Origin of the sequence: Frondihabitans sp. PhB161 (assembly GCF_003814635.1) — a bacterium.
In the GTDB taxonomy this organism is placed as follows: domain Bacteria; phylum Actinomycetota; class Actinomycetes; order Actinomycetales; family Microbacteriaceae; genus Frondihabitans.
Genome location: NZ_RKQW01000003.1, coordinates 278,923 through 296,962, shown reverse-complemented (window position 1 = coordinate 296,962; position 18,040 = coordinate 278,923). Strand labels below are relative to the sequence as shown.

Annotated in this window: 13 protein-coding genes and 1 tRNA gene; 12 read left to right on the top strand and 2 right to left on the bottom strand. The window is 65.9% G+C overall.

All coding sequences use genetic code 11. The features are described 5' to 3' along the window. The first annotated feature begins 58 nt into the window (after positions 1-58). Positions 59-1,504 (top strand): pyruvate kinase, encoded by a 1,446-nt coding sequence (gene pyk / locus EDF39_RS13380; RefSeq protein WP_055957844.1) that lies wholly within the window; start codon positions 59-61, stop codon positions 1,502-1,504. A gap of 129 nt (positions 1,505-1,633) precedes the next feature. Next, on the top strand, positions 1,634-2,257 hold the full coding sequence (locus tag EDF39_RS13375; protein WP_123943848.1) for a hypothetical protein: 624 nt from the start codon (positions 1,634-1,636) through the stop codon (positions 2,255-2,257). 107 nt (positions 2,258-2,364) lie between these two features. Here the strand turns inward: EDF39_RS13375 and EDF39_RS13370 are convergent, their stop codons facing one another. After that, positions 2,365-2,568, bottom strand: coding sequence for a cold-shock protein (locus tag EDF39_RS13370; RefSeq protein WP_055957839.1), 204 nt, complete (start codon positions 2,566-2,568; stop codon positions 2,365-2,367). A gap of 323 nt (positions 2,569-2,891) precedes the next feature. Here EDF39_RS13370 and EDF39_RS13365 point away from each other — a divergent pair. Together EDF39_RS13365 and EDF39_RS13360 are read left to right on the top strand one after the other, a co-directional pair. Then, positions 2,892-2,973: transfer RNA gene (locus EDF39_RS13365), tRNA-Leu, on the top strand. 85 nt (positions 2,974-3,058) lie between these two features. Next, positions 3,059-3,664 carry an ANTAR domain-containing response regulator gene (locus tag EDF39_RS13360; RefSeq protein ID WP_123943846.1) on the top strand — a complete coding sequence of 202 codons (606 nt, stop codon included), beginning with the start codon at positions 3,059-3,061 and terminating at the stop codon, positions 3,662-3,664. A gap of 200 nt (positions 3,665-3,864) precedes the next feature. Here the strand turns inward: EDF39_RS13360 and EDF39_RS13355 are convergent, their stop codons facing one another. Then, complete coding sequence (locus EDF39_RS13355) at positions 3,865-4,218, bottom strand: hotdog fold thioesterase (protein ID WP_123944235.1); 354 nt, start codon at positions 4,216-4,218, stop codon at positions 3,865-3,867. 158 nt (positions 4,219-4,376) lie between these two features. On the opposite strand from EDF39_RS13355, the gene polA reads away from it, so the two are divergent. From polA to uvrA, 8 genes are all read left to right on the top strand, one after another. Continuing rightward, complete coding sequence (polA, locus tag EDF39_RS13350) at positions 4,377-7,064, top strand: DNA polymerase I (protein ID WP_123943844.1); 2,688 nt, start codon at positions 4,377-4,379, stop codon at positions 7,062-7,064. A 133-nt stretch (positions 7,065-7,197) separates the two neighbouring features. Continuing rightward, positions 7,198-7,509: a PTS lactose transporter subunit IIB gene (locus EDF39_RS13345; RefSeq protein ID WP_055957831.1), complete on the top strand. Its 312-nt coding sequence runs from the start codon at positions 7,198-7,200 to the stop codon at positions 7,507-7,509. Between the two features lie 36 nt (positions 7,510-7,545). Continuing rightward, on the top strand, positions 7,546-9,249 hold the full coding sequence (locus EDF39_RS13340; RefSeq protein WP_123943842.1) for a DUF885 domain-containing protein: 1,704 nt from the start codon (positions 7,546-7,548) through the stop codon (positions 9,247-9,249). A 216-nt stretch (positions 9,250-9,465) separates the two neighbouring features. Beyond that, positions 9,466-10,917, top strand: a complete 1,452-nt coding sequence (rpsA, locus tag EDF39_RS13335; RefSeq protein ID WP_055957825.1) for a 30S ribosomal protein S1 — start codon at positions 9,466-9,468, stop codon at positions 10,915-10,917. A 237-nt stretch (positions 10,918-11,154) separates the two neighbouring features. Continuing rightward, the gene (gene coaE / locus EDF39_RS13330; RefSeq protein WP_123943840.1) at positions 11,155-11,778 is read left to right on the top strand and encodes a dephospho-CoA kinase; all 624 of its coding nucleotides are present in this window, start codon (positions 11,155-11,157) and stop codon (positions 11,776-11,778) included. 109 nt (positions 11,779-11,887) lie between these two features. Continuing rightward, on the top strand, positions 11,888-13,954 hold the full coding sequence (uvrB, locus tag EDF39_RS13325; RefSeq protein WP_055957819.1) for an excinuclease ABC subunit UvrB: 2,067 nt from the start codon (positions 11,888-11,890) through the stop codon (positions 13,952-13,954). Then, the gene (locus EDF39_RS13320) at positions 13,944-14,864 is read left to right on the top strand and encodes an SDR family NAD(P)-dependent oxidoreductase (protein ID WP_055957816.1); all 921 of its coding nucleotides are present in this window, start codon (positions 13,944-13,946) and stop codon (positions 14,862-14,864) included. The genes uvrB and EDF39_RS13320 overlap by 11 nt, the downstream gene beginning before the upstream one ends. Positions 14,865-15,081: 217 nt before the next feature. Continuing rightward, the gene (gene uvrA, locus EDF39_RS13315; protein ID WP_123944234.1) at positions 15,082-18,039 is read left to right on the top strand and encodes an excinuclease ABC subunit UvrA; all 2,958 of its coding nucleotides are present in this window, start codon (positions 15,082-15,084) and stop codon (positions 18,037-18,039) included. The last annotated feature ends 1 nt before the right edge of the window (position 18,040 follow it).

Below are 18,040 nucleotides of genomic sequence, written 5' to 3'. Positions count from 1 at the left end.
CGACCGTCACCTGCGTGCATCAGTTCCACCGACGCAGCCACCTCCAACGAAGGAACAAATGAGACGTGCAAAGATCGTCGCCACCCTCGGGCCGGCGACTTCGAGCTATGAAGACATCCGGGCCATCATCGATGCCGGGGTCGACGTCGCGCGGATGAACCTGAGCCACGGCACATACGACGTCCATCAGGGTGTCTACGACAACGTCCGCCAGGCGGCCGCCGATTCGGGCCGCGCCGTCGCCGTCCTGGTCGACCTCCAGGGTCCGAAGATCCGCCTGGGCAAGTTCTCCGATGGGCCGCACGAGCTGGCCGTCGGTGACATCTTCAAGATCACGACCGAAGACATTCTCGGCACCAAAGAGATCTGCGGAACGACCTTCAAGGGTCTCCCTCAAGACGTCTCCGCGGGCGACCCGCTCCTCGTCGACGACGGCCGGGTGAAGCTTCGGGTGCTCGACACCGACGGCACCGTCGTCACGACCGAGGTCGTCGTTGCCGGTACGGTCTCGAACAACAAGGGCATCAACCTGCCCGGGGTCGCGGTCAACGTGCCCGCCCTCTCCGACAAAGACGAGGCCGACCTGCGCTGGGGCCTCAAGCTCGGCGCCGACTTCATCGCCCTGTCGTTCGTGCGAAATGCCGACGACATCGATCGAGTCGCCGAGATCATGGCGGAGGAGGGCCGCAAGGTTCCCGTCTACGCCAAGATCGAGAAGCCCCAGGCCGTCGACAACCTCGAGGCCATCATCGACGCGTTCGACGGCATCATGGTCGCCCGTGGCGACCTCGGCGTCGAGCTCCCGCTCGAAGCGGTCCCGATCGTGCAGAAGCACGCAGTCGAGCTGTCCCGCCGCATGGCGAAGCCGGTCATCGTCGCGACGCAGATGCTCGAGTCCATGATCTCCTCGCCCATCCCGACCCGCGCCGAGACCTCCGACGTCGCGAATGCCGTTCTCGACGGAGCCGATGCAGTCATGCTGTCGGGTGAGACCAGCGTGGGCGAGTTCCCGGTCATCACGGTGCAGACCATGGCTCGCATCGTCGCCTCGACCGAAGAGCACGGCCTCGAGCGCATTCCCGCGCTCGGCACCAAGCCGCGAACCCTCGGTGGCGCTATCACGCTGGCTGCGGCCGAGGTCGCCGAATTCGTGCAGGCCAGCTACGTGTGCGTCTTTACCGAGGGTGGCGACACCGTTCGCCGCATGGCGCGTCTGCGTCACGCGATCCCGATCGTCGCCTTTACGACCGACGAGGCGATCCGCCGTCGCATGGCGATGAGCTGGGGCGTCCAGTCGTACCTCGTCGACCCGGTCACACACACCGACGCGATGTTCGGCCAGGTCGACGACGTCCTACTGGGCAACACTCTCGCCGAGACCGGCGACAAGGTCATCGTTATCTCCGGTTCCCCTCCCGGGATCTCGGGGTCGACGAACGACCTCCGCGTCCACCGGGTGGGCGACGCGCATGCTGGCGCGGCTCCGGCGTACGCCCGCGACTAGTCGTCTCGACCCAGAAGGCCGGCACCTCTTCGGAGGTGCCGGCCTTCTTTGTCGGTCCGACTGCTTCGGGGCCGTGTTCCTGCTGAGAATCGAGGATCCCACCGCTCACCCGATCCTAGGATCGTCACCATGGCGATCAACGGCTCGCATCCCGGATGCTTCGCGGTCGGCGCACGGCTCTACGCCGTCCCCTCCGACACCGGGCACGACGTCGCCGAGACTCAGGCCAGCTGGGCCCGTCCGCGTTCACCGCACCACCGCCGCCCTCGCATCCACTGGAGCGTCGTGGTTGGGGGAGTAGCCGGTGGCATCCTGATCGATGCCTCGGCAATCAGGTCGTCCAATCTGGCCGACCCTGTTGCGCTGCTCATGATGTTCATTCTCGGCGGCCTGGTCGGTTTCGCCAGCGCCTACGGGATCCGCGAGGCGTGTCTCGGCCGGAAGCCCGAGCCCGAAGTGGTCCGGCTTCCCGCCGTCGAGATCCCGGGAGACGTCGCTCGCGGGGCACCCGACGATGCCACGGCCGACGAGCTCGTGCTGTGGAGCGTCGTGACCAAGCGGTATCGAGCCGCCCTCGCTGCGCGGGATGATGCGCCGTTCGTGCCGGATCCTCGGGTCTCGACACCGTCGTCGACGGGGGCGACGACGTCGACCGCGGCCGCAGCGGGTGCGCTGGCCGAGTTGGCGTACATCACGGCGCGACACGATTTCGAGCCGGTTGCCGAGTTGCTCGGGTTGGCCACTCCGCGCTGAACGCGTCTCCGCGCCACTAGAACAGGCTGTCGCGCGCGCAAAGAGCTGGCGCGCGCGAAAAGACCCCGCCTGCCGAAGCAGACGGGGTCTTTCGAAGTGCGGGGGTCTTAGAGAACGCGGATGTTCTCGGCCTGGAGGCCCTTGTTGCCCTGAGCCGTCTCGAATTCGACCTTCTGGTTCTCTTCGAGGTTGCGGTAGCCGTCGCCGGAGATCGCAGAGAAGTGCGCGAACACGTCAGTGGATCCGTCGTCGGGGGTGATGAAGCCGAAGCCCTTTTCGGAGTTGAACCACTTCACGGTGCCTGTTGCCATTTTTCTATTCCTTCAATCAGAGGTGTTCGATCCCTTACCTGTGGGATCTCTCGTCGCGGTGCTTTTTTGGTCCGCTCCCTCTAAGAACGATAAGACTCGGACGACCGTTTCGCCTGAAAGACGAACCGATGCCGCGTGCCCCATCGCGAAGTACAAATGCGTAACACAACAACCAGTACTGACAACCGTAGCCCAGGACGATGACTCGCGGGGGGATTCCAGCCACAAAGTCGCGAAGAAAGTGATTCTTTTGGGCCGTCCGGCCTCGAGGCGAGGGCGCGAACACCAGCGACGGCGACCTGTCCGCTAGGATCGACGACTGCGCGAATGTGGTGGAATTGGCATACACGGGGCACTCAAAATGCTCTGCCTCACGGCTTGCGGGTTCGAGTCCCGCCATTCGCACCCTGGCCGCGTCTCCACCGAGGCTCCGGTCGGGATCGCGACGATGCGAGCCCCCTCCTCAGAACAGACCGGTAGGATTCCAATCGTGAGTGACCTAGAAGCAACACCAGCAGCTCCCCGCCGAGTAGTCGTCGCCGAAGACGAGTCACTCATCCGTCTCGACATCGTCGAGATCCTTCGCGACAACGGCTTCGAGGTCGTCGGCGAGGCGGGCGACGGCGAGACTGCGGTCGCACTGGCCACCGAACTTCGTCCCGACCTGGTGATCATGGACGTCAAGATGCCCAAGCTCGACGGCATCTCCGCGGCCGAGACACTGTCGAAACATCACATCGCTCCCGTGGTTCTTCTCACCGCCTTCAGCCAGAAGGAGCTCGTCGAGCGCGCCAGCGAGGCCGGCGCCCTCGCCTACGTCGTCAAGCCGTTCACCCCCAACGACCTCCTGCCCGCGATCGAGATCGCTCTCTCGCGCTACACGCAGATCATCACCCTCGAGGCCGAGGTCGCCGACCTGGTCGAGCGCTTCGAGACGCGCAAGCTCGTCGATCGCGCCAAGGGCCTGCTGAACGAGAAGATGGGTCTCACCGAGCCCGAGGCCTTCCGCTGGATCCAGAAGGCGTCGATGGATCGCCGTCTCACCATGCACGATGTCGCCCAGGCCATCATCGAGCAGCTCAGCGTCAAGAAGTAAGCGTCAAGAAGTAGCTGTACTCACCGCGGCGGCCGGTTCCCTCTGGGAGCCGGCCGCTTCTACGTGCCCGCCCCTCTCCTTCGAATTTGAAGGAGATTCTCGCCCTCGCTCCCGCAGATCCCTATGAATTCGTCAGCTCGCCGAGGTTTCTCCTTCACATTTGCAACGGAGGCGCGGCTAAGGCTCCAGGCGGCTGCCGCCTAAGACGTACGCGCATCGCGAAGGATGTTGGTGATCCGCACCGTCGAGAGGCGCCGCCCCTCCTCGTCGGTCATGACAATCTCGTGCGTCGTCAGCGTGCGGCCCAGGTGGATCGCTGTGCACGTGCCCGTGACGACGCCCGCCGAGGCGGCTCGGCTGTGCGAGGCGTTGAGCTCGATGCCCATGGCGATGCGGCCCGGCCCGGCGTGGACGCTCGCAGCCATCGACCCGAGCGACTCGGCGAGCACGACGTGAGCCCCGCCGTGCAAGATGCCGACCGGCTGCCGATTGCCGTCGACCGGCATGGTGGCGACCGCGTGCTCGGCGCTCAGCGCAACGATCTCGATGCCCATCTTCTCGGCGAGCTCGCCGGCGCCGCGGCCGTCGAGGAAGGCGAGGGCGGCGGGGCTGAACGGCTGGTCGGTCACGATTTCTCCAGGGCGGCGAGAGGGAAAAGAGCCCAGGATCCGAGGCCAAGACGAGTGTCGGAGGGGGCGGCTAGGCTGACGGGGTGCCGAGCTCAGAAAAGCCTACCCTTCTCGTAATCGACGGTCATTCCCTGGCCTTCAGGGCCTTCTACGCCCTGCCCATCGACAGTTTCGTCAATCGTGACGGCCAGCACACGAACGCCATCCACGGCTTCATCTCGATGCTGCTCAACCTGCTCAAGAACGAGAAGCCGACTCACTTGGCGGTCGCCTTCGACATCTCCCGGTATTCGTTCCGCACGCGTGAATACCCCGAGTACAAGGGCACCCGAAACGAGACTCCGGTCGAGTTCGTCGGTCAGATCCCTCTGCTCGAAGAGGCGCTGCACGCGATGGGCATCACCACGATCACCAAAGAAGACTTTGAGGCCGACGACATCCTCGCCACCCTCGCCGCCCGGGGGTCGTCCGGCGGCTACAAGGTGTTCGTGGTCTCGGGTGACCGCGACGCCATCCAGATGGTCAACGACGACGTCACACTGCTCTACCCCTCGGCCCGCGGCGTCACCGATCTCACGCGCTACGACCGCGACAAGGTGTTCGAGCGCTACGGCATCGAACCCCACCAGTACCCCGAGGTCGCGGCCCTCGTCGGCGAGACGAGTGACAACCTGATCGGCGTCGACAAGGTCGGCGAGAAAACGGCCGTGAAGTGGATCAACCAGTTCGGCTCTCTTGACGAGGTCGTGGCGCACCGCGACGAGATCAAGGGCGTCGTCGGCGACAAGTTCCGCGAGCAGTACGACCGCGCCGTCCGCAACCGCAAACTCAACCGTCTCGTCACCGACGTCGATCTGCCGGTCGGCCCCGACGATCTCGAGCGACGCCCGATTGACGTGCCCGCCGTGCGCGAGGTGTTCGATCGACTGCAGTTCCGCACGCTGCTCGAGCGCGTGGTCGCGTTGGCCGAGGGCGGTGCCGCCGGATCCTCGGCTCCCACCGCAGGCGTCGCCGCCGAGCCCGAGGCACCCTCCGGCCCCGTCGTCCCGGTCGTTCGCACACTCGTCGACGAAGAGCTGGCGCACTGGCTGCGCACCCACGCCGCCGCCGACAAACCGCCGGTCGGCGTGTCGGTCGAGTACGGCAGTGACGGCACAGTCACCGGCCTCGGCATCGCGGCCAGCGACGATTCGGTCTACATCCCCTGGGCGGCGGGCCGAGGCGACTACGTGGCTCTCGAGGCGTGGCTCGACGCCGACTCACCCAAGGTCGTGCACGACGCCAAGCGCGCGTACAAGGCGCTCAAGCGAGTCGGTCTCACCCTAACCGGCCTCGTCGGCGACCCGCGCATCGCCGCGTGGCTCCTGCGACCGGGGCGTACTTCGTTCGCACTCGCCGACCTGGTCTACGAGCACCTGGCCGAACGCATGCCGGTCGCCGACCCCGACCAACTCGTACCCGCCGACGACGCCGGCGGTGCCGCTGCCGAGGCGTGGTTCGCCCTGCGTGTCTCCGCGGAGCTCGACGAGCTGCTCGACGAGGGCTCCCGGGGCGTGTTGCGCGACCTCGAGCTTCCGCTCGTTCCGGTGCTCGGCGATATGGAGCTCACGGGCGTGGCGACCGACCGCCCCGCTCTTCGAGCCCTCTCTGCACGCCTCGCCGACACGGCGGCGACGCTCGCGGCCGAGGCATTCGAGGTCATCGGCCGTGAGGTCAACCTCGGCTCGCCCAAGCAGCTGCAAGAGGTGCTGTTCGAACAGCTCGACATGCCGAAGACCCGCTCGATGAAGACCGGCTACTCGACCGATGCCGCTTCCCTCGCCGACCTGCAAGAAAAGCACCCCCATCCCTTCCTGGGGCTGCTGCTCAAGCATCGCGACGCCACGAAGCTGCGCCAGATCATCGACACCCTCGACAAGGCGATCGACGACAACGGCCGCATCCACACGACCTACGACCAGACGGGCACGACCACCGGCCGAATCTCGTCGATCGACCCCAACCTGCAGAACATCCCGGTCAAGACCGCGGTCGGCCACGAGATCCGGGCCACGTTCCAGCATGGTCCCGACTACCAGACGCTCCTGACGGCCGACTACTCGCAGATCGAGATGCGCATCATGGCGCACCTCTCGGGCGACGAAGGCCTCATCACCGCGTTCACCGAGGGTGAAGACCTGCACCGCTTCGTCGGGGCCCGCATCTTCGGCGTCGAGCCCTCTGAAGTCAGCCCCGCGATGCGCACCAAGGTCAAGGCCATGTCGTACGGCCTCGCCTATGGGCTGAGCGCCTTCGGGCTGTCGAAGCAGCTGCGTATCGAGACCGCCGAGGCGAAGCAGTTGATGACCGACTACTTCTCGCGATTCGGGGCGGTGCGCGAGTACCTCCGCAACGTCGTCGAGCAGGCCCGCGACGACGGCTACACCGAGACGATCTTCGGGCGTCGGCGCCCGTTCGCCGACCTGAAGTCGTCGAACCGCGTGCTGCGTGAGAACGCCGAGCGCGCCGCTTTGAACGCACCGATCCAAGGCTCCGCCGCCGACATCATGAAGCGCGCCATGCTCGGCGTCCGCTCTGAGATCGACCAGCGCGAGCTGCAGTCGCGGGTGCTGCTCCAGGTGCACGACGAACTCATCGTCGAGGTCGCCGAGGGGGAGGCCGAGATAGTCGAAGACGTCGTTCGGCGCCGGATGGGGTCGGCGGCCGAGCTCCGTGTTCCCCTCGACGTCTCGGTCGGCCTCGGCGAGAGCTGGGATGCCGCCGCGCACTGACTGACCGCTGCCCGAGCCCAGGGGCTCGGGCACTGCTCCGTGCGTCTCGACCGACGTGCCTCCGGCCTCGTGGGCACCACACCCTCGCGCGGAGCATCATTGGGTAATCCCCGCCGCCGACCTAGGAGCTACCGTGGCCACCCTCGATGGAGCACACGTCAAGAAATTGGTGGTCGCCTGCGACGCCGGCATGGGCTCGAGCATCATGCTCGCGACCACGCTCAAGAAGCAGTTGAAGAAGAGCGGTGTCGAGGTCTCGCACTCCGCCGTTCATGAGATCCCCGCTGACACCGACGTCGTCGTCACGCAGAACAACCTCGCCGCACGCGCCCGACAGGCTGCTCCCGAGGGCACTCCCGTCGTCCCATTCCAACTGTTCATGGGCGATCCGGCCGTCACCCGCCTGGTCGAGGCCATCCAGTCGGGCTCGTCGATCGAGCTGTAGAGAGCCGATGGGGGAGGCCCTGGCTAGGCTCGGTACATGAGCACCGACGCCACCGCCCCCGTCCGTTCGAGTACCCCCATCGATGCCATCGCCGAGCGATGGGTCGACACTCTGGTCGACCTCAGTCCCGACTGGGCCATTTGGCTCGGGCGCGAGGGCGGGCCCAACCGCTACGCCGACTACTCACCAGAAGGCCAGGCTCGGTATGTAGCGGCCGTCCGTGAAACTCTCGCCGAACTCGGGGCGACCGAGCCCGCCGATGATGTCGACCGAGTGACCAAAGACGATCTCACCGCCTCGCTCCAACTTGACCTCGAGTACGACGAGCGACGCCTGCAGCTTCGCGACCTCAATGTCATCGCGTCCCCGGCGCAGGGCATCCGCGACGTCTTCGACCTGATGCCCACGGCGACCGAGGCCCACTGGAAGGCCGTCGCCGGTCGCCTGGCCGAGGTCGAGACAGCCCTCCACGGCTATACGATCACGCTCGTGCACGGCATCGACGAGGGCGTCGTCCCCGCCAAGCGCCAGGTCGAGGCGGTGGCGGAGCAGTGCGTGCGCAACACGGCCCCGGACGGCTTCTTCTCGACTTTCGCCGCGGATCCTCGTTTCGAATCGGGAGAGCCGGTGTCGGAGGCGCTGCGCGACGAGCTCTCGGCGAACGCCGCCAGTGCGGCGGCTGCCTACCTCCGCTTCCGCGCATTCCTCGTCGAGCAGTTGCTTCCGGCTGCCACCGAGCACGACGGAGTCGGTCGCGAGGCCTACGAGCTCCACTCGCGACGCTTCCTCGGTGCCACCGTCGACCTCGACGAGACCTACGAGTGGGGTCGAGTCGAACTGGCGCGCATGACCGCCGAGCAGGAGGCGATCGCCCAGATGATCGAGCCGGGGGCCACGGTCGAGCGCGCCATCGAAGTGCTCGACGCTGACGACTCCCGCAGCCTGCACGGCACCGCTGCTCTGCAGAGCTGGATGCAAGAGACGAGCGACAGGGCGGTCGACGAACTGGGCCGGACCCACTTCGACATTCCCGAGGCCATTCGCACGCTCGAGTGCCGCATCGCCCCGACCAAAGACGGCGGCGTCTACTACACCAGCCCGAGTGACGATTTCTCGAGGCCCGGCCGCATGTGGTGGTCGGTTCCCGTCGGCACGACGCGATTCACGACCTGGCGGGAGAAGACGACGGTCTACCACGAGGGCGTGCCGGGACATCACCTGCAGCTCGGCCAAGCCGTCTACAACAGAGCGTCGCTCAACACCTACCGTCGATCGATCGCCGGCACCTCGGGCCATGCCGAGGGCTGGGCGCTCTACGCGGAGCGCCTCATGGACGAACTCGGCTACCTCGCCGACCCCGCCGACCGGCTGGGTATGCTCGACGGCCAGCGCATGCGGGCCGCACGAGTCGTGATCGACCTCGGTGTGCACCTCGGCAAGGAGTTCCCGGGCACACCATCTCGCGAGGCCGGCGGCGTGTGGGACCACGCCAAGGCCCTCGCATTCCTGATGGACAACGCGCACGAGGCCGAAGCGACCCTGCGATTCGAGATCGACCGCTATCTCGGCTGGCCGGGGCAGGCTCCCTCATACAAAGTCGGCCAGAGGGTCTGGGAAGATCTGCGGGCCGAGCGGGCACGGCGCGAGGGCGACTCGTTCGACGTTCGTCGATTCCACTCCGAGGCCCTCGCACTCGGGGGAGTAGGCCTCGACACGCTGCGCCGAGCGCTCCTCGGCTGACGTCGGGCGCGCGCTCGGCCACTTCTCACGGCGCTCACTGACATCCCGCGCGCCGCAGGTTGATCGAGGGGCCGACTAGCCGTTAGACTCGCTGGGCGCAAACTGCGTCGAATCATCCGCACGCTGCACTCTCACACACCCCTGGCACGCCGACTCCGGTCGATCCATGTCAGCGAGATGCGGCCCGAGAAATGCCCAAAACGGAGCAACCACTACATGACAATCGTAACGACCAAGGCACCCAAGCAGGTCGCCATCAACGACATCGGATCTGCTGAAGACTTCCTTGCCGCGGTCGAAAAGACTCTCAAGTTCTTCAACGACGGAGACCTCATCGAGGGCACCGTCGTCAAGATCGACCGCGACGAGGTTCTCCTCGACGTCGGGTACAAGACCGAGGGTGTCATCCCCTCTCGCGAACTCTCGATCAAGCACGACGTCGACCCCACCGAGGTCGTCAACGTCGGCGACACGGTCGAAGCCCTCGTCCTCCAGAAGGAAGACAAAGAAGGCCGCCTGATCCTCTCCAAGAAGCGTGCTCAGTACGAGCGTGCCTGGGGAGACGTCGAGAAGATCAAAGACGCCGACGGCGTCGTCACCGGAACGGTCATCGAGGTCGTCAAGGGCGGTCTCATCGTCGACATCGGTCTCCGAGGCTTCCTGCCCGCGTCGCTCATCGAGCTTCGCCGCGTGCGCGACCTCACGCCGTACCTCGGCCAGGAGATCGAGGCCAAGATCCTCGAGCTCGACAAGAACCGCAACAACGTGGTCCTGTCGCGTCGCGCGCTGCTCGAGCAGACGCAGTCCGAGAGCCGCACCTCGTTCCTCAACAACCTCCACAAGGGCCAGGTCCGCAAGGGCATCGTGTCGTCGATCGTCAACTTCGGTGCGTTCGTCGACCTGGGCGGCGTCGACGGTCTCGTCCACGTCTCCGAGCTCTCCTGGAAGCACATCGAGCACGCCTCCGAGGTCGTCGAGGTGGGCCAAGAGGTCACCGTCGAGATCCTCGAGGTCGACCTCGAGCGCGAGCGCGTGTCGCTGTCGCTCAAGGCCACCCAGGAAGACCCGTGGCAGGTCTTCGCTCGTACGCACGCCATCGGTCAGGTTGCTCCCGGCAAGGTCACGAAGCTCGTTCCGTTCGGTGCGTTCGTTCGCGTCGCCGACGGCATCGAGGGTCTCGTCCACATCTCCGAGCTCTCCGCCAAGCACGTCGAGCTCGCCGAGCAGGTCGTGTCGGTCGGCGACGAGGTGTTCGTCAAGGTCATCGACATCGACCTCGAGCGTCGCCGCATCTCGCTGAGCCTCAAGCAGGCCAACGAGGGTGTCGACCCCGAGGGCACCGAGTTCGACCCGGCTCTCTACGGCATGCTCACGGAGTACGACGACCAGGGCAACTACAAGTACCCCGAGGGCTTCGACCCCGAGACCAACGAGTGGCGCGAGGGCTTCGAGTCCCAGCGCGAGAAGTGGGAGCAGGACTACGCTGCCGCCCAGGCTCGTTGGGAAGCACACAAGAAGCAGGTTGCCGCTTCGCTCGTCGAAGAGGCCACCGCGTTCGAGGCTCCGACCGGTTCGTCGTTCTCGGCCGAGTCCGCTTCGGGTGCTGGCACGCTCGCCGACGACGAGTCGCTCGCCGCTCTGCGTGAGCGTCTCTCGAGCAACAACTAGTCACAACGCCAGCCCCTTGGGGCTCGGCATCCGCAACGGCGGCTCACCCTCGGGTGGGTCGCCGTTCGGCGTTGAGCGGCGCGGCAGTGCGGCGGTGCGGTGGTGCCACCCTTGGCCGCGCGAGATGGCCGGATCTCCCAACTCGAGCGCCGATACCCGTCGTCTCGGCCATCTCGCCATCACGGTGGCGGCGACACCGACCAGCCGATCTCCTCGGGCGGGCACTAGGGTGTTGCTGTGTTCGTAGTGGGGCTGACCGGCGGGATCGCAGCAGGCAAGACTCTCGTCTCGACGCGGCTCGCCAGCCACGGCGCGGCGCACATCGACGCTGACAAGCTCGCGCGCGAAGTTGTCGAGCCGGGCAGCGCCGGGCTCCGGGCAATCGCCGAGCGATTCGGGCCGACTGTGCTGAGCGACGACGGTTCGCTCGACCGGGCCGCGTTGGGGTCGATCGTCTTCGCGGATCCTGATGCCCGACTCGCTCTCGAGGCGATCACTCACCCCGCCGTCCGTCAGCTGAGCCAGCAGCGCATGCGCGAGGCAGTTGCAGACGACGCCTCCCGGGTCGTGGTGTACGACGTTCCGTTGCTCGTCGAGTCTCGCGGCGCGGGGGATTTCGACCACGTCGTGGTCGTGCACACGCCGCGTGACGAGCGCATCTCGCGCCTCGTCGACCTGCGCGGAATGACCCGGGCCGATGCCGAACGCCGCGTGGATGCGCAGGCGACCGACGAGGCCCGGCTCGCTGTGGCCGACGACGTCGTCGACTCCTCGACAAGCATCGAGTCGACTCTCGAACAGACCGATCGACTTGCCGAGAAACTGCAGGCTCTTGCCCGCGCGAAGGTGTCTCGACAGTAGGCGGTTTGGCCCGGATATACCGAAGGATCCGACGCCTGTTCGCTCCCAGCACCCCGGGGCCGGCTGCTCGAGTCGGACGAGTGTCGGCGGTCGCTCGTAGACTTGTTCTATGGAACCGACTCGCAGTGTGCGCCCCTTCGAAGTGGTCAGCGAGTACCAGCCGAGCGGCGATCAGCCTGCCGCTATCGCTGAGCTCGCCGGCCGTATCAACGCCGGAGAAACCGATGTCGTCCTTCTCGGCGCGACCGGCACGGGCAAGTCGGCGACCACCGCGTGGCTCGTCGAGCAGGTGCAGCGCCCCACGCTCGTCCTCGCCCACAACAAGACCCTGGCGGCCCAGCTCGCCAACGAGTTCCGTGAGCTCTTCCCGCACAATGCGGTCGAGTACTTCGTGTCGTACTACGACTACTACCAGCCTGAGGCATACGTGCCTCAGACCGACACGTTCATCGAGAAAGACTCCTCGATCAACGCCGAGGTCGAACGGCTGCGTCACTCGACCACCAACTCACTATTGAGCCGGCGCGACGTGATCGTGGTCTCGACCGTCTCCTGCATCTACGGTCTTGGCACCCCCGAGGGGTACATGGAGGCGATGATCGCCCTCCAGGTCGGTATGTCGATCCCGCGCGATCAGCTCGTTCGGCGATTCGTGGCGATGCAATACCAGCGCAACGACATCGACTTCTCCCGTGGCAACTTCCGCGTGCGAGGCGACACGATCGAGATCATCCCGATGTACGAAGAGCTCGCGATTCGCATCGAGATGTTCGGCGACGAGATCGAGGCGCTGTACTACCTGCATCCCCTCACGGGTGATGTCGTCCGCACGATCGACGCGGTCTCCGTGTTCCCCGGGTCGCACTACGTGGCGGGCACAGACGTCATGCATCGCGCCATCGGCACGATCAAAGAGGAGCTCGCCGAGCGGCTCGCCGAGCTCGACAAGCAGGGCAAGCTGCTCGAGTCGCAGCGGCTGCGCATGCGCACCACGTTCGACCTCGAGATGATGGAGCAGATCGGCTTCTGCAACGGCATCGAAAACTACTCGGCGCACATCGACGGCCGTCAACCGGGCGAGGCTCCGCACTGTCTGCTCGACTACTTCGCCGACGACTTCCTCGTGGTCATCGACGAGTCGCACGTCACCGTGCCCCAGATCGGTGCAATGTACGAGGGCGATGCCTCACGCAAGCGCACCCTCGTCGACCATGGCTTCCGCCTTCCGAGCGCGCTCGACAACCGCCCTCTCAAGTTCGAGGAGTTCCTCAACCGCGTCGGCCAGAAGGTCTACCTGTCGGCGACCCCGGGGCGCTACGAGCTCGGCATCACCGACAGCGTCGTTGAGCAGATCATCCGCCCGACCGGCCTCATCGACCCCAAGATCATCGTCAAGCCGTCCGAAGGCCAGATCGACGACCTCCTTGAAGAAATCAAGATCCGGGTCGATAAAAACGAGCGGGTGCTCGTCACGACCCTGACGAAGAAGATGTCCGAAGAGCTCACCGACTTCCTCACCGAAGCCGGCGTCCGGGTGCGGTATCTCCACTCCGATGTCGACACGCTTCGTCGCGTTGAGCTCCTGACCGAGCTCCGCCAAGGCGTCTACGACGTCCTGGTCGGCATCAACCTTCTTCGAGAGGGCCTCGACCTTCCCGAGGTGTCTCTCGTCGCGATCCTCGACGCCGACAAAGAGGGCTTCCTGCGATCGTCGACGTCGCTCATCCAGACGATCGGCCGCGCAGCCCGCAACGTGTCGGGTGAGGTGCACATGTACGCCGACAAGATGACCGATTCGATGGCTCAGGCTCTTGACGAGACCGAGCGGCGCCGCGACAAGCAGATCGCCTACAACCTGGAGCGTGGCATCGACCCGCAGCCGCTCCGCAAGAAGATCGCCGACATCACCGAGATCCTGGCCCGGGAGGGCGCCGACACGGCCGAGCTCCTCGCTGGCCGGCAGGGCTCCAAGCGGGCCCCGACGCCGAACCTGCGCCGTGAGGGGAAGGCCGCTGCCGCCGCTGGCGGTATCGAATCGATCATCGCCGACCTCAACGACCAGATGCTCCAAGCCGCGGCCGAACTGAAATTCGAATTGGCCGGGCGTCTCCGCGACGAGGTCGCCGAGTTGAAGAAAGACCTTCGCGGCATGGAGGCCGCCGGGCATGTCCGCTGAGTCCGACGACGGGTCGCCGAGGCGTCGCGTCGTTGTCACGGGAGCAAACGCCGGTCTCGGGTATTTCGTGACCGAGCAGCTTGCCGCCACGGGAGTCACCGTCGTCATGGCGTGCCGTGATCGGGGCCGGGCCGAGGCAGCTGCCTCCCGCGTACGCGAGCGCGTTCCCGGGGCCGATCTCGAGATCGTCGTCGCCGACCTGGCCGACCTCGACTCGGTCCGCCGGGCCGCCCTCGAGATCCGGTCCGGGGGAGCAGTCGACACCCTCGTGGCCAACGCCGGAGTCGTCGGTTCACGGAAGCGCGCCACCACGGCCGACGGTTTTGAGCTGCAGTTCGGTACGAACCACCTCGGGCACTTTGCTCTGATCGCTCACCTGCTCCCCGACCTGACGGCCGCTGACGCGGGGCGGATCATCCACCTCGGCAGCATCAGCCACCGGTGGGTCCGGCTCGACCTCGACGATCCCATGATGGTGAGCCGCTACCGCAACTATGTGGCCTACGCCCGGTCGAAGCTCGCTGTCATGACGTTCGGGTTCGAGCTCGACCGCCGTCTCCGCGAGGCGGGTTCATCGGTTCGAAGCATTGTCGCCCACCCCGGCTTCGCCCTCGAAAACCTCACCGAGCAGCGCCCCGGCATCGTCCGGCGGCGATGGTTGCCCGCACCCGTCGTGGGGCTCATGCGCACGGTTTCGCAGGGCAAAGACCAGGGCGCTCGCCCGCTGACGCTGGCGGCGACGGGCGCCGACGTCGCCGGCGGGGAATACTGGGGGCCAGACGGGTGGTTCCAGCTCACCGGCGCTCCCGCGGTTGTTCGGGCCAAGAAACACGCTCGCAACCGGAGGGCGGCAGCGCGGCTCTGGAACCTCTCCGCCCGTCTCACCCGCCTGCAGCCCATCATCGGCTGAGCCTCCACTTTTCACACCACCGCCTCACGAAGGCCCCCTCCCTAGAATGGACAGAGTGTCGATTTCACCCGCCAACAAGGCCGCCAGCGTGTCTCAGAAGCGTGACTCCACGAACCAGGGTTCCCAGAAACAGGGTTCCGAGAAGCGCGATGGCGCTCCCACCGGCATCGAGGGCAGCGACATCACCGCCGTCGACTTCAGCACCGTTCACGCGAGCATCGCCGATCCCGGTGACGTTTCGACTCTGAGCGTTCAAGGCGCCCGCGTCCACAACCTCCAGAACGTCGATCTCGCCATCCCTCGAGACTCGCTGGTTGTCTTCACGGGCCTGAGCGGATCGGGCAAGTCGTCCCTCGCATTCGACACGATCTTCGCCGAGGGGCAGCGACGCTACGTCGAGTCGCTCTCGGCCTACGCTCGTCAGTTTCTCGGCCAGGTCGACCGACCCGACGTCGACTTCATCGAGGGCCTGAGCCCTGCCGTGTCGATCGACCAGAAGTCGACGAACCGCAACCCGCGCTCGACCGTCGGCACGATCACCGAGATCTACGACTACATGCGCCTTCTCTGGGCGCGCATCGGCGTGCCCCACTGCCCCGTCTGTGGTGAGCCGATCGCCAAGCAGAGCGTGCAGCAGATCGCCGACCAGCTGATGACCCTTGAGAGCGGGCGCCGCTTCCAGGTGCTCAGTCCGATCATCTCGCAGAAGAAGGGCGAGTTCGTCGACCTGTTCAAAGAGCTCGCGTCGTCGGGCTACTCCCGTGCGATCGTCGACGGCGAGCAGATCCAGCTGAGCTCGCCGCCCAAGCTAAAAAAGCAGATCAAGCACGACATCTCCGTCGTCGTCGACCGCCTCGTCTCTTCCGACGACATGCTGCAGCGTCTCACCGACTCGCTCGAGACCGCACTTCGCTTGACCGACGGCCTCGTGACGATCAACTTCGTCGACGAGGTCGGCACGGCCGCCTACCGGACGTTCTCCGAAAAGCTCTCCTGCCCGAACAACCACCCGCTTCAGCTCACCGAGATCGAACCGCGTACCTTCTCGTTCAATGCCCCGTTCGGCGCGTGCCCCGAGTGCTCCGGCCTCGGTACGAAGATGTCGGTCGACTCCGACCTCCTCCTTGGCGACGAAGAGCTCAGCCTGGCCGAGGGCGTGATCCTGCCCTGGACCCAGTCGGGCAAGGGCCTCTACAACTACTTCCAGAAGCTCCTCGAGGGCTTGGCGGGCGACCTCGGCTTCAAGCTGAAAACCCCCTGGCGCGATCTGTCTCCCGAGGTGCAGAAAGCCGTGCTCGAGGGCAACGACTTCGAAGTGACCGTTCGCTACCGCAACCGCTTCGGCCGCGAGATGAAGTACTCGACCGGCTTCGAGGGTGTCATGCCCTACATCGAGCGGAAGTACGCCGAGGCCGAGAGCGACTCGCAGCGCCAGCGCTACGCCAGCTACCTCCGCGAGATTCCCTGCGTCGTCTGCAAGGGCAAGCGCTTGAAGCCCGAGGTCCTGGCTGTGCTGGTGAACGGCCACAGCATCGCCGACGTCTCCGAGCTCAGCCTCACCAACTCGTTCGCCTTCATGAACGACATCGAGCTCACCACCCGGGAAGCGCGCATCGCAGCTCAGGTGCTCCGTGAGATCCGCGTCCGACTGGAGTTCCTGCTGGAGGTCGGCCTGACCTATCTCTCGCTTTCTCGGTCGGCCGGTTCCCTCTCCGGTGGCGAGGCCCAGCGCATCCGTCTGGCGACTCAGATCGGCTCCGGCCTGACCGGAGTGCTCTACGTGCTCGACGAACCGTCGATCGGTCTGCACCAGCGCGACAACCGTCGGTTGATCGACACTCTCGTGAAGCTCAAGAACCTCGGCAATACGTTGATCGTGGTCGAGCACGACGAAGACACCATTCGCACCGCCGACTGGATCGTCGACATCGGCCCCGGAGCGGGCGTCAACGGCGGCACGGTCGTGCACTCGGGGAGCTACGAGGCGCTCCTCGCCAATACGTCGTCATACACCGGTGACTATCTCGCGGGGCGACGCTCCATCGCGACGCCGACGAAGCGCCGCCCGATTGACAAGAAGCGCATGATCACCGTGGTCGGCGCGCGGGCCAACAACCTCGTTGACGTAACGGTCGACTTCCCCCTCGGAACCTTCGTCGCCGTCACCGGGGTGAGCGGTTCCGGAAAGTCGTCGCTGGTCAACGACATCCTCTACAAGGTCCTCGCCAACAACTTGAACGGCGCTCGTCAGATCCCCGGCAAGCACACTCGGGTCACCGGCCTCGACAACCTCGACAAGGTCGTGCATGTCGACCAGGCCCCGATCGGCCGCACCCCGCGGTCGAACCCGGCCACCTACACCGGTGTCTTCGACAAGATCCGCAACCTCTTTGCGGAGACGGTGGAGGCGAAGGCCCGCGGGTATCTGCCGGGCCGGTTCAGCTTCAACGTCAAGGGTGGGCGCTGCGAGAACTGCGCGGGTGACGGCACCATCAAGATCGAGATGAACTTCTTGCCCGACGTCTACGTGGCCTGCGAGGTTTGCGGCGGAGATCGCTACAACCGCGACACTCTCCAGGTGCACTACAAGGGCAAGAACATCTCCGAGGTGCTCGACATGCCGATCAGCGAGGCCGCCGAGTTCTTCGCCCCGATCAGCTCGATCTCGCGGTTCATGTCGACCCTGGTCGACGTTGGTCTCGGCTACGTCCGACTCGGTCAGAGCGCCACGACTCTCTCGGGTGGCGAGGCGCAGCGGGTTAAGCTCGCGACGGAGCTGCAGAAGCGCTCCAACGGTCGAAGCATCTACGTGCTCGACGAGCCCACGACGGGCCTTCACTTCGAAGACGTCCGCAAGCTCCTGCTCGTGCTGAACGGCCTCGTCGAGAAGGGCAACACGGTCATCACCATCGAGCACAACCTCGACGTGATCAAGTCAGCCGACTGGCTGATCGACATGGGCCCCGAGGGCGGTGCCGGCGGTGGTCGGGTGCTGGCGACGGGAACTCCCGAGCACCTCGCGACCGTCCCCGAGAGCCACACGGGTCGATTCCTCGCCGAGATCCTGTCGATGCCGAGGGGCGAGATTCCTGCACCGGCGAAGAAGGGGTCGATCGACGCCGCGGCGGGCCCCAAGGCGAAGGGACGCCCGCGCACCAAGGCCCTGGCGAAGTAGG

Bases quoted from the DNA above. Each gene is read 5' to 3' on its own strand.
- pyk (WP_055957844.1), top strand. From the start codon at position 59: ATGAGACGTGCAAAGATCGTCGCCACCCTCGGGCCGGCGACTTCGAGC.
- EDF39_RS13375 (WP_123943848.1), top strand. From the start codon at position 1,634: ATGGCGATCAACGGCTCGCATCCCGGATGCTTCGCGGTCGGCGCACGG.
- EDF39_RS13370 (WP_055957839.1), bottom strand. From the start codon at position 2,568: ATGGCAACAGGCACCGTGAAGTGGTTCAACTCCGAAAAGGGCTTCGGC.
- EDF39_RS13355 (WP_123944235.1), bottom strand. From the start codon at position 4,218: ATGGGCATCGAGATCGTTGCGCTGAGCGCCGAGCACGCGGTCGCCACC.
- EDF39_RS13340 (WP_123943842.1), top strand. From the start codon at position 7,546: ATGAGCACCGACGCCACCGCCCCCGTCCGTTCGAGTACCCCCATCGAT.
- rpsA (WP_055957825.1), top strand. From the start codon at position 9,466: ATGACAATCGTAACGACCAAGGCACCCAAGCAGGTCGCCATCAACGAC.
- uvrB (WP_055957819.1), top strand. From the start codon at position 11,888: ATGGAACCGACTCGCAGTGTGCGCCCCTTCGAAGTGGTCAGCGAGTAC.
- EDF39_RS13320 (WP_055957816.1), top strand. From the start codon at position 13,944: ATGTCCGCTGAGTCCGACGACGGGTCGCCGAGGCGTCGCGTCGTTGTC.